The sequence below is a fragment of the Saccharopolyspora sp. NPDC000359 genome (assembly GCF_040300525.1).
In the GTDB taxonomy this organism is placed as follows: domain Bacteria; phylum Actinomycetota; class Actinomycetes; order Mycobacteriales; family Pseudonocardiaceae; genus Saccharopolyspora.
Genome location: NZ_JBEPDU010000003.1, coordinates 168,131 through 183,692, shown reverse-complemented (window position 1 = coordinate 183,692; position 15,562 = coordinate 168,131). Strand labels below are relative to the sequence as shown.

General features: G+C 72.1%; 13 protein-coding genes. 5 read left to right on the top strand and 8 right to left on the bottom strand.

The window, feature by feature from the left end; all coding sequences use genetic code 11:
• Window positions 1–186: 186 nt before the first annotated feature.
• The 3 genes from cydD to ABT324_RS03925 form a co-directional block, all read right to left on the bottom strand.
• On the bottom strand, window positions 187–3,441 hold the full coding sequence (cydD, locus tag ABT324_RS03935) for a thiol reductant ABC exporter subunit CydD (protein WP_351171165.1): 3,255 nt from the start codon (window positions 3,439–3,441) through the stop codon (window positions 187–189).
• 254 nt (window positions 3,442–3,695) lie between these two features.
• On the bottom strand, window positions 3,696–4,706 hold the full coding sequence (gene cydB, locus ABT324_RS03930; RefSeq protein ID WP_351171162.1) for a cytochrome d ubiquinol oxidase subunit II: 1,011 nt from the start codon (window positions 4,704–4,706) through the stop codon (window positions 3,696–3,698).
• A gap of 20 nt (window positions 4,707–4,726) precedes the next feature.
• Complete coding sequence (locus ABT324_RS03925; protein ID WP_351171159.1) at window positions 4,727–6,226, bottom strand: cytochrome ubiquinol oxidase subunit I; 1,500 nt, start codon at window positions 6,224–6,226, stop codon at window positions 4,727–4,729.
• A 650-nt stretch (window positions 6,227–6,876) separates the two neighbouring features.
• On the opposite strand from ABT324_RS03925, the gene ABT324_RS03920 reads away from it, so the two are divergent.
• Window positions 6,877–7,581: a GOLPH3/VPS74 family protein gene (locus ABT324_RS03920; RefSeq protein WP_351171156.1), complete on the top strand. Its 705-nt coding sequence runs from the start codon at window positions 6,877–6,879 to the stop codon at window positions 7,579–7,581.
• Between the two features lie 41 nt (window positions 7,582–7,622).
• Here ABT324_RS03920 and ABT324_RS03915 read toward each other — a convergent pair whose 3' ends face one another.
• The 4 genes from ABT324_RS03915 to ABT324_RS03900 form a co-directional block, all read right to left on the bottom strand.
• Window positions 7,623–8,006, bottom strand: a complete 384-nt coding sequence (locus ABT324_RS03915) for a four-helix bundle copper-binding protein (protein ID WP_351171153.1) — start codon at window positions 8,004–8,006, stop codon at window positions 7,623–7,625.
• A gap of 174 nt (window positions 8,007–8,180) precedes the next feature.
• Window positions 8,181–8,873, bottom strand: coding sequence for an IclR family transcriptional regulator (locus tag ABT324_RS03910; protein WP_351171151.1), 693 nt, complete (start codon window positions 8,871–8,873; stop codon window positions 8,181–8,183).
• Between the two features lie 4 nt (window positions 8,874–8,877).
• Window positions 8,878–10,083: a fumarylacetoacetate hydrolase family protein gene (locus ABT324_RS03905; protein WP_351171149.1), complete on the bottom strand. Its 1,206-nt coding sequence runs from the start codon at window positions 10,081–10,083 to the stop codon at window positions 8,878–8,880.
• Complete coding sequence (locus ABT324_RS03900) at window positions 10,080–10,946, bottom strand: hypothetical protein (protein ID WP_351171146.1); 867 nt, start codon at window positions 10,944–10,946, stop codon at window positions 10,080–10,082. Before ABT324_RS03900 ends, ABT324_RS03905 begins: the two co-directional genes overlap by 4 nt.
• A 280-nt stretch (window positions 10,947–11,226) precedes the next feature.
• On the opposite strand from ABT324_RS03900, the gene ABT324_RS03895 reads away from it, so the two are divergent.
• Window positions 11,227–12,000 carry a DUF2470 domain-containing protein gene (locus tag ABT324_RS03895; RefSeq protein WP_351171143.1) on the top strand — a complete coding sequence of 258 codons (774 nt, stop codon included), beginning with the start codon at window positions 11,227–11,229 and terminating at the stop codon, window positions 11,998–12,000.
• 73 nt (window positions 12,001–12,073) lie between these two features.
• Here the strand turns inward: ABT324_RS03895 and ABT324_RS03890 are convergent, their stop codons facing one another.
• Complete coding sequence (locus ABT324_RS03890) at window positions 12,074–12,433, bottom strand: hypothetical protein (protein ID WP_351171140.1); 360 nt, start codon at window positions 12,431–12,433, stop codon at window positions 12,074–12,076.
• 122 nt (window positions 12,434–12,555) lie between these two features.
• On the opposite strand from ABT324_RS03890, the gene ABT324_RS03885 reads away from it, so the two are divergent.
• The 3 genes from ABT324_RS03885 to ABT324_RS03875 all read left to right on the top strand — a co-directional run bounded on the left by ABT324_RS03885 (window position 12,556) and on the right by ABT324_RS03875 (window position 15,510).
• Window positions 12,556–13,365 carry a CPBP family intramembrane glutamic endopeptidase gene (locus ABT324_RS03885; protein ID WP_351171137.1) on the top strand — a complete coding sequence of 270 codons (810 nt, stop codon included), beginning with the start codon at window positions 12,556–12,558 and terminating at the stop codon, window positions 13,363–13,365.
• 124 nt (window positions 13,366–13,489) lie between these two features.
• Complete coding sequence (locus tag ABT324_RS03880; RefSeq protein ID WP_351171134.1) at window positions 13,490–14,698, top strand: arginine deiminase; 1,209 nt, start codon at window positions 13,490–13,492, stop codon at window positions 14,696–14,698.
• Between the two features lie 254 nt (window positions 14,699–14,952).
• Window positions 14,953–15,510 (top strand): ferritin, encoded by a 558-nt coding sequence (locus ABT324_RS03875; RefSeq protein ID WP_351171131.1) that lies wholly within the window; start codon window positions 14,953–14,955, stop codon window positions 15,508–15,510.
• The last annotated feature ends 52 nt before the right edge of the window (window positions 15,511–15,562 follow it).

Sequence of the window (15,562 nt, the reverse complement as noted above, 5' to 3'; positions counted from 1 at the left end):
GATCAGACGTCCAAGTCCCATTCGAATCGCACCCAGAACCGCACGAGGACGAGCGAGGCGGGTCGAGACCTGCCGCCCCAACCGCAGGACGAACCCTCCGACCGGGCTCCGCTGGCCTCTCCCAGGCGATCTCCATGGACATCGCGTCCAGGACGGGGCGGCCGAGGTGGGCAGGACGGGCCGCGCTCAGCGGCTGGCTGCCGTTGGGGTGGTGGTGGTCAGCCTGCCGTTGTCGACTCGTAGGACGACGTCGGCTCGTTGGGCCTCTGACCAGCGGTGTGTCACGTGCACCAGGGTGCGTCCGCGCAGTTCGTGCGACAGGCGGTCCAGGAGGGCTTCGGCCGTCGGGACGTCCAGGTGCGCCGTGGGCTCGTCGAGCAGCACCAGTTCCGCGTCCCGGACCAGCAGCGCTCGGGCGAGCGCCAGGCGTTGTGCTTCGCCGCCGGACATCGCGGTGCTGCCGACCACGGTGCCAAGCCGGTCGGTCCAGTCCGGCAGCCCGGCCGCCCGGAGCGCTTCGGCGAGCTCGTCGTCGCTGGCCCCCGGCGCGGCCAAGCGAAGGTTCTCCCGCACCGTCGTCGACACCAGCTGCGGGTCCTGGGGGCACCACGCGACCCGTCCTGGCGCGCGGACCTCGCCGCGTTCCGCGGGCAGGAAGCCCAGCAGCAGGGACAGGAGCGTCGACTTGCCGCCGCCGGAAGGTCCGACGACCGCCACGTGCGCCCCGGCGGGCACGTGCACGTCGACGCCGCGCAGCGCCGGTTCCACCGCTCCTGGCCAGCGCACGTCGACGTCGGCGAGCTCGACCTCGCCCGCCGACCGGGCGGCCTGTTCGCCGGGAAGGTCACCTGTTCCGGCCGCGAGCAACGGCTCCAGGCGGTCCTGCGCGGAACGCAGCGAACGCCACTGCTGCGCGGCCGGGGGCAGCAGCGCGACCGCCTCGGCGACCGCGAGCGGCACCAGGCCGAGCAGGGGTGCCAGTTCGGGCGCCAACCGCCCTTCGGACACCGCTGCCGCGCCGAGCCACGCACCGCCGAGCACCGCGACTCCGATGAGCAGGGTGATCACCGCCGTGGCCGCACCCGCGCCGAAGGCGGCGCGCCGTGCCCGCGCGGCCAGGCGGGCGTCCTCCGCGGCCAGTTCGGCGCGCTGCCTGGTGTGCGCGCCGAAGGCCAGCAGTTCCGCCGCACCGTCGAGGAGTCCGAGGACGCGGGCCGAGACCCGACGTCGTCCTTCGGCCACGGCGGTCGTCGCGCGGCGTTCTGCCGCGACGGCCGCGAGTGGGCTCGCCAAGCTGGCGATGAGGAGCACGACGCCGAGCAGGACACCGGCTTCCGGCAGCACCAGCGCCTGCAGGACTACCGCGACGACCATCACGGCCACGGCCACCACCGGCGGGAAGACCACCCGCGGCACCAGGTCGCGGACCGCGTCGACGTCGTCGACGAGCCGGGCGACTCCCTCGCCTCGGCGGAACCCGGAAGTGCGCACCGGGCCGAGCCGCACCAGGGCGTCCCACAACCGGCGCCGCATCCGGCCGGACAGCCGGAACGCGGCATCGTGCGTGACCAGCCGCTCCACGTAGCGCAGCACCGCGCGCGACAGGGCGAAGGTGCGGACCCCGACGACCGCGACCGACAGGGTCAGGATCGGTGGCTGCTGCGAGGCGCGGGCGATCAGCCACGCCGAGGTCGCGGCGAGCGCGAGGCCGGAGAGCAGCGACAGCGCGCCGAGCCCGGTGCCGACCAGCAGGCGCGGCGACAGCAGGTCGCGGAGGCGCCCTCGGGCCGTGGGCAGGTCAGGTGCCGCAGCCGGGGTTGCGGCGAGCAGCGGCTCGGAGGGCTCCCCAGCGGCTTCCGGGCGGTGGCTGGCCAGCACCACGATCGCGCCCTCGTCGGCGGCACGGCGGATCGACGCGTTGACCTGGTTGGCCGTGGCCGTGTCGAGGTGGGCGGTGGGCTCGTCGAGCAGCAGGACCGCCGCGTCACCGCGGAGCCTGAGCAGGGCCCGCGCCACCGCGACGCGTTGACGCTCCCCTGTGGACAGTTCGTCGGTGCGGCGGTCCCGCAGGTGCGTCGCCGCCGCAGCGGCCAGCGCCTCCTCGACGTGCGCTGAGAGGTCCGGCTGGTCGGCCGTGGCCACGTCGAGCTCGTCCGCGACGGTGCCGCCGGAGAACGTCGGGCGCTGCGGCACCCAGGCGGTGCGGCGGCGCCACTCCCCCGGCGCGAGCTCCGCGATGTCCACGCCGTCGCAGGTGACGCTGCCGCTGTCCGGTTCGGCGAACTTCAGCAGGACCGCCATGGTGGTTGACTTGCCGCTGCCGCTGGGGCCGATGCCGTCGAACCCCTCCAGCCGCACGACCTCGCCCGCCCGCGCGGTGAAGCTCAACCCGTCCGGCGCGAACCCGTCCCGCCGCCGCACCCGGAGCCCCGCGACGCGCAGCTCCCGGACGGGCAGGTCGTCGCTGCGGCGCGCGGGTGGGCGGTCGTGGGAGCCGCTGACGACCTCGTCGACCCGGCGGACCGCCTCCACACCGTCCTCGCTGGCGTGGTGCGCGGCGCCCGCCGCCCGCAGCGGCAGGTAGCACTCCGGGGCCAGGACCAGCACCAGCAGTCCGGTGGCCAGGTCGAAGTCGCCGGAGACCAGGCGCAGCCCGATGCCCACCGCCACCATCGCCACCGACAGCGCCGAGAGCAGCTCCAGCACCAGCGCGGACAGGAACGCGACGCGCAGCGTGGCGATCGTGGTCCGGCGGTGCGAGTCGCTGACCCGGCCGACCACCTCGCCCTGCGACCGCGCCCGGCCGAACGCGGTGAGCACCGGCAGCGCCCGGATCAGCTCCAGCAGCTGCCCGGACAGCCGCTGGACCGCGTCGGCGGCCTTCGAGGTGCGCTGCTCGGTGTACTTGCCGACCAACCACGCGAACAGCGGGATCAGCGGCACGGTGATGAGGATGACCAGCGCGGACACCCAGTCCGACCACAGGATCCAGGCGCCCACCAGCGGCGGGACCACGGCCGCCGTGACCAGTGCGGGCAGGTACTTGGTGAAGTACGCGTCGAGGGCGTCGAGCCCCTTGGTGGCCAGCGCGGTCAGCTCCGCGGCACCGCGCCGCTGGACCCACTCCGGGCCCCGGCGCAGCGCGGAGTCCAGCAGCAGGCCCCGCAGCTCCTCCTTCGCCCCCGCCGCGGCGCGCGCCGACACCGACTCCGTCGCCCACCCCAGCACGGCCCGCGCCACCACGGCACCGGCCAGTACGACCAGGTAGTCGCCGATCTCGCCCGGCGCGGCACCGCGCGCCACCACGGCCGCGAGCGCGCTGCCCAGCGCCCAGGCCTGCACGATCAGGGCGACCGCGTTGCCGACCGACAGCACGGCACCCACGGCGAGGGCTCGTCGAGCCGACCCCGACAACCGCGGCAACGCACCCAACGGCCCCATCACCTGCTCCTCACCTCCTGCGTTCTCCGCCACCCAGTGTCGGGCCGATCGCCGATACCGCGGTCGTCGACATGCCGCGGCGTGTCGGGCACCCGACACGCCGAAAACCCCGCAACTTCAGTGGGAACCGCACGTCCAACTCCCATTGGGACCGCGTGCCCCGGGTCGACGCGGAACCCGTGCTCCGGCGAAGGCAGCGGGGATTCGGCGGTCCTGCGGAACCCTGATCTCCCTTGGCGGCGCTTGGGTCCGGGTCATGTGGGGGCGTGGATCGGGGGGATGTGCTTGGTGCCGATGCGCTTGCGGAAGACCCAGTAGGTCCAGCCCTGGTAGACCAGCACCGCCGGGGTGCCGAAGGCGGCGACCCAGGTGATCACCGCCAGGGTGTACGGGCTGGACGCGGTGTCCGCGACCGGCAGCGACCACGCGGCGTCCAATGTGGACGGGATGACGTTCGGCCACAGGGCGCCGAAGAGCGTCACGACCACCCCGGCCAGCGCCACGCCCTGCAGCGCGAACGCCTGCCCGTCGCGCCAGCGGACCAGCCGGGCGAGCCCGACCAGCGCCGCCACCAGCGCGATCACCAGCGGCACCCAGGTCCAGGCGGCCCCACTGGTCAGCTGCGCGAGGAACAGCAGCGCGACCACCGGCAGCAGCAGCGGCACGCCCATCCGCAGCACGAACCGCCGCGCCCGCTCGCGGATCTCGCCCTCGGTCTTCAGCGCCAGGAACACCGCGCCGTGCAGCAGCGAGAACCCGCACACCGCAAGGGCACCGACGACGCTCGGCACGCTGAAGATCGTCCACCAACCGCCGACCCGGTCACCGTTGGCGTCCAGCGGCAGCCCGAAGACGTTGGCCGACAGCACCAGCCCCACCACCAGCGGCGAGATCCAGGAGGCGGCCACGATCACCCGGTCCCAGTTGCGCCGCCACCGGGCGGAGTCGACCTTGCCGCGGTACTCGAACGCCACCCCGCGCCCGATCAGCGCCAGCAGCAGCACCAGCAGCGGCAGGTAGGCGGTGCTGAACAGCGAGGCGTACCAGCCGGGGAAGGACGCGAACATCGCGCCACCGGCCACGATGAGCCAGACCTCGTTGCCGTCCCACACCGGGCCGATCGTGTTGATCAGCACCCGCCGCTCGACGTCCCTGCGGCCCAGCACCGGCAGCAGCATGCCGACGCCGAAGTCGAAGCCCTCCAGGAACAGGTAGCCCAGCCACAGCAGGGCGATCACGCAGAACCAGAAGGTGGGCAGATCCATCGCAGGTCCTCTTCAACTCGTCAGTACGCGAAGGTCAGGGCTTCGTCGGCTTCCTCGCCCTCGGGCGGCTTCGGCGGCATCACCGCGTCGAACCCGCCGCGCACGTAGCGCACGATCAGGAAGACCTCCACCACCGCGAGCACCCCGTACAGCGCGGTCAGCGCGATCACCGAGGTCAGCAGCTCGCCCGGGGTCACCCCGGCGGACACCGCCTGCGCGGTGTACATCCACACCCCGTCGACCCCCGACGGGTCGGGGTTGGGCACCACCACGAACGGTTGGCGGCCCATCTCGGTGAACACCCAGCCGGCGATGTTGCCCGCGAACGGCAGCCCGATCGCCGCCACCGCCAGCGGCGCCCACCAGCGGCCCGTGGGGAACTTCTGCTTGCGGGTCAGCCACAGCACCGCCACCGCGCCGAGCGCGGCCAGCGCGCCGAAGCCGATCATGAACCGGAAGCCCCAGTAGGTGACCGGCAGGTTCGGCGTGTAGTCGATGGGCTGCCCGGCGAACCGGCCCAGCCGCGGGTCGTCCGGGTAGTGCGTGCCGTACTTCTCCTGGTACTCGGGGATGAGCGCCTGGACGCCCTTGACCTCGCTGCTGAGGTCGCCGTTGGCCAGGTAGGACAGGATGTAGGGCACGGTGAAGCTCTTCACGCTCTCGCAGTCCTGGCGAGTCACGTCGCCGACCGCGAAGACCGAGAAGCTGGCCGGTGCCTCGCTGTGGCACAGCGCCTCGGCGGAGGCCATCTTCATCGGCTGCTGCTGGAACATCAGCTTGCCCTGCACGTCGCCCGAGATGGCCAGCCCGGCGAAGGCGATCACCGCGACCCAGGCCCCCAGCCGCATCGAGCCGTGCCAGGCCTTGCGGTCCTCGTCGTCGACGTCGGAGTGGCGGTGGTGCCGGGCGATCTGCCAGGCGGCGATGCCGATCAGGAACGACCCGGCGACGGCGAAGCAGCCGAACACGGTGTGCGGGAACGCGGCGAGCACCGTGTTGTTGCCCAGCAGTGCCCAGATCGAGTTCAGCCGCGGCCGCCCGTCCACCACCTCCACGCCGACCGGGTGCTGCATCCAGGAGTTGGCGGCCAGGATGAAGTACGCGGACAGCACGGTGGCCAGTGAGAACGCCCAGGCGCAGGCCAGGTGCACGCCCTTGGACAGCCGGTCCCAGCCGAAGATCCACAGGCCGAGGAAGGTCGACTCGACGAAGAACGCGAGCAGCCCCTCCATGGCCAGCGGTGCGCCGAAGACGTCCCCGACGAAGCGGGAGTAGGCGCTCCACGCCATGCCGAACTGGAACTCCTGGACGATGCCGGTGACCACGCCCATCGCGAAGTTGATCAGCAGCAGCTTGCCCCAGAACTTGGTCATCTTGAGGTAGCGCTGCTTGCCGGTGCGGTACCAGGCGGTCTGCATCCCGGCGACCAGCACCGCCAACCCGATGGTCAGCGGAACCATCAGGAAGTGGTACACGGTCGTGATCCCGAACTGCCACCGGGCGATGTCGAGCAGATCCACGCCCCCACTCTCGCCGCGCGCGCGGAACGTCCGCAGGGGGCGAGGGGCCTCTTCCGACCGGACGAGGGTCCTGCTGCGGGTAGGACCTTGGTCCTGTCGACGCAGCGGGTTGGTCCCTCCGGGCGGATTACTTCTTACCAGCGCTGCGGGGAGGAAGGAAGGTGTTCCGGCGGAATCCGCCTACCCGCGGCGTGCGTACTACCGGGCAGCTCCGATCGAGAGGAGCTGCCACGCGCGGTCCGCGCGCCAGCCGCAGCAGGTGCTCCACCTCGGCGGCACCCGCGAGCACCCTGCCGCGGTCCTCCCACGACGTCCGCCCACCAACCACTGTGGACACCGAACTTCTGGTGCCCACCTGCTGCGAGGGCACCAGGGTCTGGCTGGCCAGCGGCCCGCGTGCGCCGTGGCCGCGCTTCCAGCGCATGGGGATCTCCGACGGGACGACGGGTGCCGGTTCGAGCCTCCCCAGGGTGGCCTGAGGGGGTTGCGCCGTCATCTGGCGGCACAGTGGTCATCGTCCGCATGGGCGCCGTCACCGGGTCCACCAGGACCAAGCGGAACTGCCCGGCGCGGTGACCGCGGGGACGGGAAAGGCAGCAACTTCCGTTGAACGAGCACCATTCTCGGGGCGAGCTGCGAAACTGAGTCGCGTGGACGAGCCCTTGCCGCTTTCCCTGCCAGAGGAATTCCTCCTGCTGTCCCACCTGGACACCGGGAAGGTGAGCCACGAGCACGCGACGAGCCACGGCTGCGCGGCGGCCGAGCTCGGTGAACTCCTGATCCGCGACAAGATCGGGATCTGGCACCACGAACGCCGGTTCTTCGGCCTCACCGTGCAGCTCGGGTCCGGCAAGATCGACGTGCGCGACTCCGGGAGCACCGGGCTCCGCTGGGCCGAGGACGTGCTGAACGCGCTGGTGCGGCAGCAGGCCGCCAGGTCCAAACCGGTCTCCGTGCCCAGCTGGGTCCGCCGCCGCAGCTCGGAGGCGCTGCACCGGCACCGGTCCGGGCTGATCGCCCGCGGCCTGATGCTGCACGCGCCGACATCCCGGTGGAAACCCGACCGCTACTTCCCGCACCGCCCAGCGCGGGAGGCACTGCTCGCCGAACTGCACGCCGCCATCACGGGTCGCCGCCCGCACGACGGCCGCACCTACGTCCTGTCCGAGCTCGCCACCGCCAACGGGCTGGGCGAGGAGTTGCGGGGCGGGCTCAGCGCCTGGAGCGTCTTCAAAGCCAGGCGGGAGGGGATCTTCAACCCCAGCTTCGTCCAGGCCACCAGTGCTCTCACCAGCGCGATCCCCAGGCCTTCGGGCGGCGGGGACGGGGGCGGCGACGGCGACGGCGGTGAATGACAGCCCGGGCCGCGTCCACGAACGCGGCCCGGGGCTGCCGGTCACGCCGACTGCATGGTCTGCGTGGTCATCTGGCGGCACATGGCGGCGCAGCGGGACATCGTGTCCGCCAGCTCCGCCATCTCGCTCGACCCCATGCGGCGGCACATCTCCGCCGTCATGTCGCACATGTCGGCGCACATGCCGCACATCCGCACGCACATCTGCACCATGTCCGAGCTGGCTTTCGCCATGCTCGAACAGCGCATCATCATGTCCGCGCACATCCGGCACATGTCCGCGCAGGAGATCATCACCATGCTCATCCGCATGGACTCCTCGCTGCGCTGCTCCATGCAGTGCGAGAGCATCTGCTCGCACATGTCGTGGCACTTGTGGCACATCTCGATGCACTGCTGCATCTCGGTGGTCATCTGCCGTGTCATCGTCGACTCCCAACGTCCGCAGCGGGGCGCCGCCGGTCCCGGCGCCCCAGCGCTCGGAGTACCCCTGGCCTGGCGAGATCGCACGCCGGTCAGGGTTCGGAAGTCGGGCTCGGCGGTGTGCTGAGCGCCCGACGACGGGCGCACCCCACCCAGCCGTCCTCGCCCCGGCGAACCTCAGCGGAGCGCTTCGGCGACCGATTCGGCCGTCTCCAGGACCAGCGGTCCGACCTCCTCCGGCGCCAGCGGCTGCAGCGCCACCACGCCGACGCTGGCGCGCAGACCGGGCACCCCGCGCACGGGAGCCGCCACCGCGAACGCGCCCGGCTGCAGGTCGCCGCTGCTGGCGACCCACCGCGGCCCGCCCGGCGGCAGGTCCACCGCTCGACCGGCCGCGCCGCGCTGCACCGGGTGGCGGCTGCCCACCCGGTAGGACACGTGGTAGCTGGTCCAGGACGGCTCCACCACGGCCACCGCCTGCGCCTCGCTGCCGTCGGCGACCGTCAGGTGCACCGTCGCCCCGACGCGCTCGGCCAGCGCGCGCAGCGACGGCAGCGACGCGACGCGCAGCTGCGGCAGCACCCGTCCGGCCAGCCACAGCACGCCCAGCCCGAGCCGCACCTTCGAGCCCTCCCGGCGCACCAGGCCACGGCTCTGCAGCGGGCCGAGCAGCCGGTACACGGCCGCGCGGCTGACGCCCACAGTCGCCGCCAGGTCGCTGATCGTCGGCGCTTCGCTCTCCGACTCCGCCACCGCCTGCAGCAGGCTCAGCCCGCGCTCCAGCGTCAGCGAGCTCTCCTTCGTGCTGGGCTGGGGTTCACCGGGCACCAGCGGGGTGCGGATCGGTTCCGGGGTGGGTGGTGGGGCCATCGGGTCACCTCCGAGCGGCGGCCAGCACCGTGCCGGTCACCTCACCGAGCCCGACCACCGTGCCCCCAGGTCCGGGCGCGCTCCCCCGCAGTGTCACCCGGTCCCCGTCCTGGAGGAAGGTGCGCTGCTCGCCGTCCTGCAGCGTGATCGGCTCGGCCCCGCCCCAGGTGAGCTCCAGCAGGCAACCGCGCTGGTCGCGCTCGGGCCCGGACACGGTGCCGGACGCGAACAGGTCACCCGGGCGCACCTCGGCCCCGTTCACGGTCAGGTGCGCGAGCTGCTGCGCGGGCGACCACGTCATGTGCTCGAAGCGCGGGCGGGCCAGCACCGTCTCGTTGCAGGACACCTCCAGCCGCAGGTCGAGGCCCCAGGGCTCGGTCTCCACCAGGTAGGACTGCAGCACGTGCTCCGGCCCCGGCAGCGGGATCCGGGCGTCTTCGAGGGCCGCCAGCGGGGTGATCCACCCGGCGACCGAGGTGGCGAAGGACTTCGCCAGGAACGGGCCCAGCGGTTCGGACTCCCAGGCCTGCACGTCCCGCGCCGACCAGTCGTTGACCAGCACGACGCCGAACACGTGCTCGGCGAAGTCCGCGGTGGCCACCCGGCTGGCCGGTTCCCCGCCGCAGACGAACCCGACCTCCGCCTCGAAGTCCAGCCGCCGGGTCGGCCCGAACGCGGGGTGCAGGTCCCCGGCCGCCTTGCGCTGCCCGCTCGGGCGGTGGACGTCGGTGCCGGAGACGTGGACCGTGCCGGAGCGGCCGTGGTAGCCGACCGGCATGTGTGTCCAGTTCTCCGGCACCGCCGCGGTGGTGCGGCGGAAGATGCGGCCGACGTTCTCCACGTGGTGCCGCGAGGAGAAGAAGTCGACGTAGTCGGCGACGGTGAACGGCAGCACCAGGGTGTGCCAGTCGGTGCGCACCAGGTGCGCGCCCTCGGGCGCGCGGTCCGCCGCAACGATCTCGGTGAGCCGCTCGCGCAGCTCCTGCCAGCAGTCGCGACCGGCCGCCAACAGGGGGTCGAGGGAGTCACCGGAGACCAGCTCGGCGAGTCGAGGACCGAGCGCCCCGGCGATGCCGCGCAGCGGCAGCGCGTGCCGCCCGACCCGCACCGCGACGACGGGACCGTTGCCGGTCACCAGCACCCCGTAGGGCAGCGTCTGCGGGCCGAACGGCTTGTCCGGGGCGAACTCCGGATCCTCGATCCAGGTCAAAGCAGCCCCAATCCCTCGAGGTCGACCACCGGGTCCTTCAGCGAGCGGGCGCCGTAGGAGGCGAACACGTCGCGCACCGCGTTCGCCGCGTCGTCGGACAGCGCGCGGGCCTCCGCGGCCAGCGCGGCGCCGTCGGTGCTGGCCAGCGCCTCCCGCACGTCCTTGCCGGACAGCGAGCGCGCGGTGGCGACCAGCAGGTTGAGGAAGCCGTGCGTGGTGAAACCAGTTTCCGGGTCGGTGCCGCGCACCGCCGTGTGCAGGCCGGTGGTGGCCTTGAACGGCACGTCCAGGCTGGCGGCGACGGCGAGGAAGTCGGTGACCACGTCGACCGAGGGCACCGATTCGGCGGTCTGCCCACCGCAGCGCAGCTTCGGCCAGCAGCCGTGTTCGGCCACCCGGCGGATGCCGTCCAGCCAGCCGTCGCCACCGCGCCGCGGCTCGACGACCCGGATGATGTCCTCCGGCACGAACTCCGACACCCGCTCCAGCCAGATGTCGTCGACGTCCGACGGCGCGGGCATCTCGACCATTCGCAGCGCCAGCAGCTCCTGGCGGCCCTCGATGATCGACAGCGCCTTGGGCACGCCGCCGAGCCCGGTGTCGCACACCAGCGACAGCGGCACCGGCGCGCTGGGCTTGGCCTTGGCCAGCTCGGTGATCAGCTCGGCGAGCCGCGAGGCCTGGCACAGCATCGGCCCCAGCAGACCGGTGAGGGCGCCGCTGCGCGCGTCGAGGTGGTCGGCGACCACCTGCGGGACGGCCGGTGCTCCCGGTGGGAACAACGAGGCGTCGTCGACCAGGCGGGCGAACAGAGGCGGGATGCCGCGCGGACCGGGCGCGCGAAGCTCAACAGCGCTTGACACGGCTGACACGCTAATGCCGTACCAGCCAGTGAACAAAAGTGCCCGATAAACGGACGGCTGGCGGGGTCATCGGCTCCTCCTCGCCTGGTTCAGACCTCATCATCCACCCAGCGCCGACAGCCGCCGGATGCACCCTCGCCCACTGGGCCGGATCGGCTCCCACCGCAGCGCCGCAGCTGGTACTAAGAGCATGTCGGCGACTTCGGGTCGAGATCCCCCGAGCGGACGACTTCCACACCCCAGCAAGATAAGTTAGGCTTACCTAAGTTGGAGGTGAGCGGTGAGCGAGACGACGACCCGGAGGCCCGCCACGCCGAGCCCTGCGGAAAGGGCCAGGAGCATCGCCAAGCGCGGTGGCCGGGCCGCACTCCTGCCGTCCAGCGAGACGTCGGTGCGCGTCGCTCCGCTGCTGCACCACGTGCACGCGGACGGCTCGGCCACCGTGCTGCTCGCCGACGACCACCCGCTGGTCTCCACCGCCTGGCAGGCCCCGCGCAGCGAACTCGCCGCCGTGCTGGAAGTCGCGGACCCGACGCCGGTCCGGCTCCGCGAACCGGTGCGCGGACTGCTGTGGCTGACCGGCTGGGTCCGCCTGCTGCACGGCGCCGACGCCCGCGCCGAAGTGCTCGCGGTCGCCGAGGAGCGCCCGGACCCGCGGCTGCTGGACGCCGGGCACGGCGCGACCGTGCTGAAGCTGGAGGCGGCGTCGCTGGTGCTGGCCGACGCGGAGGGCACCAGCTCGGTCGACCCCACCGAGTTCCAGGCCGCCGCCCCCGACCCCTTCTGCCTGCACGAGGACTCCTGGCTGCGGCACCTGGAGCTGTCCCACCGGGACGTCGTCGGCCTGCTCGGCAGGCACCTGCCGGAGCAGCTGCGCGGCGGCCACATCCGCCCGCTCGGGCTGGACAAGTACGGCCTGCGCCTGCGCGTGGAGTCCGCCGACGGCGACCACGACATCCGGCTGGCCTTCTCCCGCCCGGTCACGACCACCGAGCACCTCAGCGCGGAACTGCGCCGCCTGGTCGGCTGCCCCTTCCTCGCCCAGCAGCGCTGAGCCGCCTGGATCGGGTACCGGGGCCTGAGCCGCCCTCGACCCGGGAAGGGCTGCGACCGGCCGTTCTGGCCTGTCAGTCGTCTTGGACGGGTTCGGAGTCCAGGGGTTCGAGGTGGTGGATCCGACCGTCGCGGAAGCGCAGCAGCGTCTCCCCCGGCCCCACCAGCAGCGCCTCGTCCACGCCATCGCGGCGGGTGATCATCCACAGGAACGAGTGCGCCACCACCGCCGCCCGGCCGGGCCGGGTGCCGTCGACGAACCGCACCAGCAAACCGCCCGGGTCGCTGCGCCGCAGCTCCACCAGGACCCCGTCGCGCACGCCGAACAGGTCGGCCGCGCCCACCGGCCCGTCGAGCACCTCGAACTCGCGCACCGCCCGCAGCACCTGCACCGCGCGTCCGGTGTCGGCCGAACCCCACACGAACACGTCCATGCCCACCTCCGCCGGGCCGTCACCGGTCCGACGCCACCACCGCGCGGCCAGTTCCGCCAGCGGGTTTCCCGGTATTGCCAGACCGCGCGAGCGCTGTCAGCGGTCCGGGTAGGTTCGTCCGGGTGAGCACCCTGCGCGCCTGGCTGACCCCTGCCCGCCCCGGTGACCCCGCCGTCGTCACCGACCGCCAGGAGCGCAAGGCGATCCTCGTCGAGCTGGTCGTGGTGTTCACCGTGACGCTCGGCCTGTCCGGCCTGCAGAGCCTGCTGTCGCTGCTGGACGCGCTGATGCGCCCGGAACCGCTGGCCGACCAGCACGCCGCGATCAACGTCCCGCGCGCAGAGCTGGGGCTGCTCGACATGTTCCAGCAGCTGACCAGCGTGACCCGGCTGATCGCCTGGGGCGCGTTGGGGGCGTTCCTGCTGTGGCGTGGCGGGATCGCGCTGTGGCGGGTCGGGCTCGACCGCACCCAGCCGGGTCGCGACGTCCTCCGCGGCATGGGGCTCGCCGCGCTGATCGGCATCCCCGGCCTCGGCCTCTACCTGACCGCGCACGCGCTCGGCCTCAGCCTGACCGTGCAGCCGTCCACACTGGACGAGGCCTGGTGGCGGGCCCCGGTGCTGGCGCTGGCCGCCTTCGGCAACTCCTTCGCCGAGGAGGTCCTGGTGGTGGCCTACCTGCTGACCCGGCTGCGGCAGCTGGGCTGGTCGGAGAACCGGGCGCTGTGGTTCTCGGCGGTGCTGCGCGGCAGCTACCACCTCTACCAGGGCATCGGCGGGTTCGTCGGCAACGTGGTGATGGGCCTGGTCTACGGCCGGATCTGGCAGCGCTCGAACCGGCTGTGGCCGCTGATCGTCGGCCACGCGCTGATCGACGTGGTCGCCTTCGTCGGTTACGCCGCGCTCCGCGGCCGCGTCGGGTGGCTCCCGTAACCACCTTCCCGATTCCGATGTCTCGCACAACGAATCGCTGCAAAAGACCTCGTTCTCGTTAACGTTCCATCGAAAACAGCGCTGACTGCGGATGTTTTGGTTCGTCCTGGCTACGCTGCTCAACGTGACCGAACCACACGTCCAGAGCGAGGTCGGGCCGCTGCACGCGGTGCTGCTGCACCGGCCGGGCACGGAGCTGAAGCGGCTCACCCCGCGCAACAGCGACCAGCTGCTGTTCGACGCGATCCCGTGGGTCGATCGCGCGCAGGAGGAGCACGACGCGTTCGCCGAGGTGCTGCGTGGCCGAGGTGTCGAGGTGCTGCTGCTGCGCGACCTGCTCATCGACGCGCTGCAGGACCCCCGGGCGCGGGCGGCGGCCGTGCTGACCGGCGTCGACGAGCTCAAGCTCGGCGTCGACATCTCCGACACCCTGCGCTCCCACCTGTCCAGCGTGTCGGACGCCGCGCTGGCCGAGATCCTCATCGCGGGCATGACCTTCGAGGAGCTGCCCGCGGCCGAGGGGCAGTCGCTGGTCCGCCGGATGCACCACCCGCACGACTTCGCCATCGAGCCGCTGCCGAACCTGCTGTTCACCCGCGACTCGTCGGTGTGGGTGGGCGACCGGGTCGCCATCGCCGCCCTGGCGATGCCCGCCCGCCGCCGCGAGTCGGCCCTCACCGACCTGATCTACGCCTACCACCCGCGCTTCTCGCACTCAGCCCGCGCGTACGGCGCGCACTCGGCCCCGGTGGAGGGCGGCGACGTGCTGCTGCTCGCGCCGGGCGTGGTGGCCATCGGCGTCGGCGAGCGCACCACCCCGGCCGGGGCGGAGTCCTTCGCGCGCTCGGTCTTCGCCGACGACCTGGCGCACACCGTGCTCGCCGTGCCGATCGAGCAGGCGCGCGCGTCGATGCACCTGGACACGGTGTGCACGATGGTCGACCGCGACGCGGTGGTGATGTACCCGGCCATCCAGCACTCGCTGCAGGCTTATGCGCTGCGCCCGGCGGGTGACGAGCTGAAGGTGTCCGGCCCGACGCCGTTCCTGACCACGGCGGCGGAGGCGATGGAGATCGACCACCTGCGCGTGATCGACACCGGCCTGGACCCGGTGACGGCGGAGCGCGAGCAGTGGGAGGACGGCAACAACACGCTGGCGCTGGCGCCGGGCGTGGTGGTCGCCTACGAGCGCAACGCGGAGACCAACGCGCGCTTGGAGGAAGCGGGCATCGAGGTGCTGCGCATTTCCGGTTCGGAACTCGGTTCCGGCCGTGGCGGACCGCGGTGCATGTCCTGCCCGATCACCCGCGCCACACTCCCGGAACTCACCTGATCGGGAAATTCCGGGGGTGCCGCCGGGAATTTGTTCACCCAGCGGCACCCCCACCCGAAAACGATCACCCGGGCAAGTGACACACACCGCAATCTCCCCAACACAGCTCGCCTACCAGCCAAAACAGGGCAGGTATGCCTTGCCTTCATTTATTTAGGCATGCCTGCTCAAATGGTTCGGCAGCTTAGGGCAACCACATTTTCCTTAGGGTTCCCTGGAATGAAACTGGACTGATTCCAGAGTATATTGGCGGCATGACTGCCACCGCGAAGATTCAGCACAAGGAATCCAAGTTCGAACACCTGCTCCAGGAGCAGGTGCGCAACGAATTCACCGCCTCCCAGCAGTACGTCGCGGTCGCGGTGTGGTTCGACGACAACGACCTGCCCCAGCTGGCCCGGCACTTCTACCGCCAGGCGCTGGAGGAGCGCAACCACGCGATGATGATCGTCCAGTACCTGATGGACAACAACATCTCGCCGAAGATCCCGTCCATCGAGCAGGTCCGCAACGACTTCACCGAGACCCGGGAACTGGTCGCGCTGGCCCTGGAGCAGGAGCGCGCGGTGACCCGCGAGATCGAGACGCTGGCCCGCACCGCCCGCGAGGAGGGCGACTACCTCGGCGAGCAGTTCATGCAGTGGTTCCTCAAGGAGCAGGTCGAGGAGGTCGCCCAGATGACGACCCTGCTCAACGTGGTCGACCGGGCCAAGGGCAACCTCTTCCACGTCGAGGACTACCTCGCCCGCGAGACGGTCGGTGACGAGGGCGACGACGCCACGGCCCCCAAGGCAGCAGGCGGCACCCTCTGACGGGCCCGCTTCGAGCCGCGGTGCAGCGACCCCAGCCGGTTCCGCCCCTTCG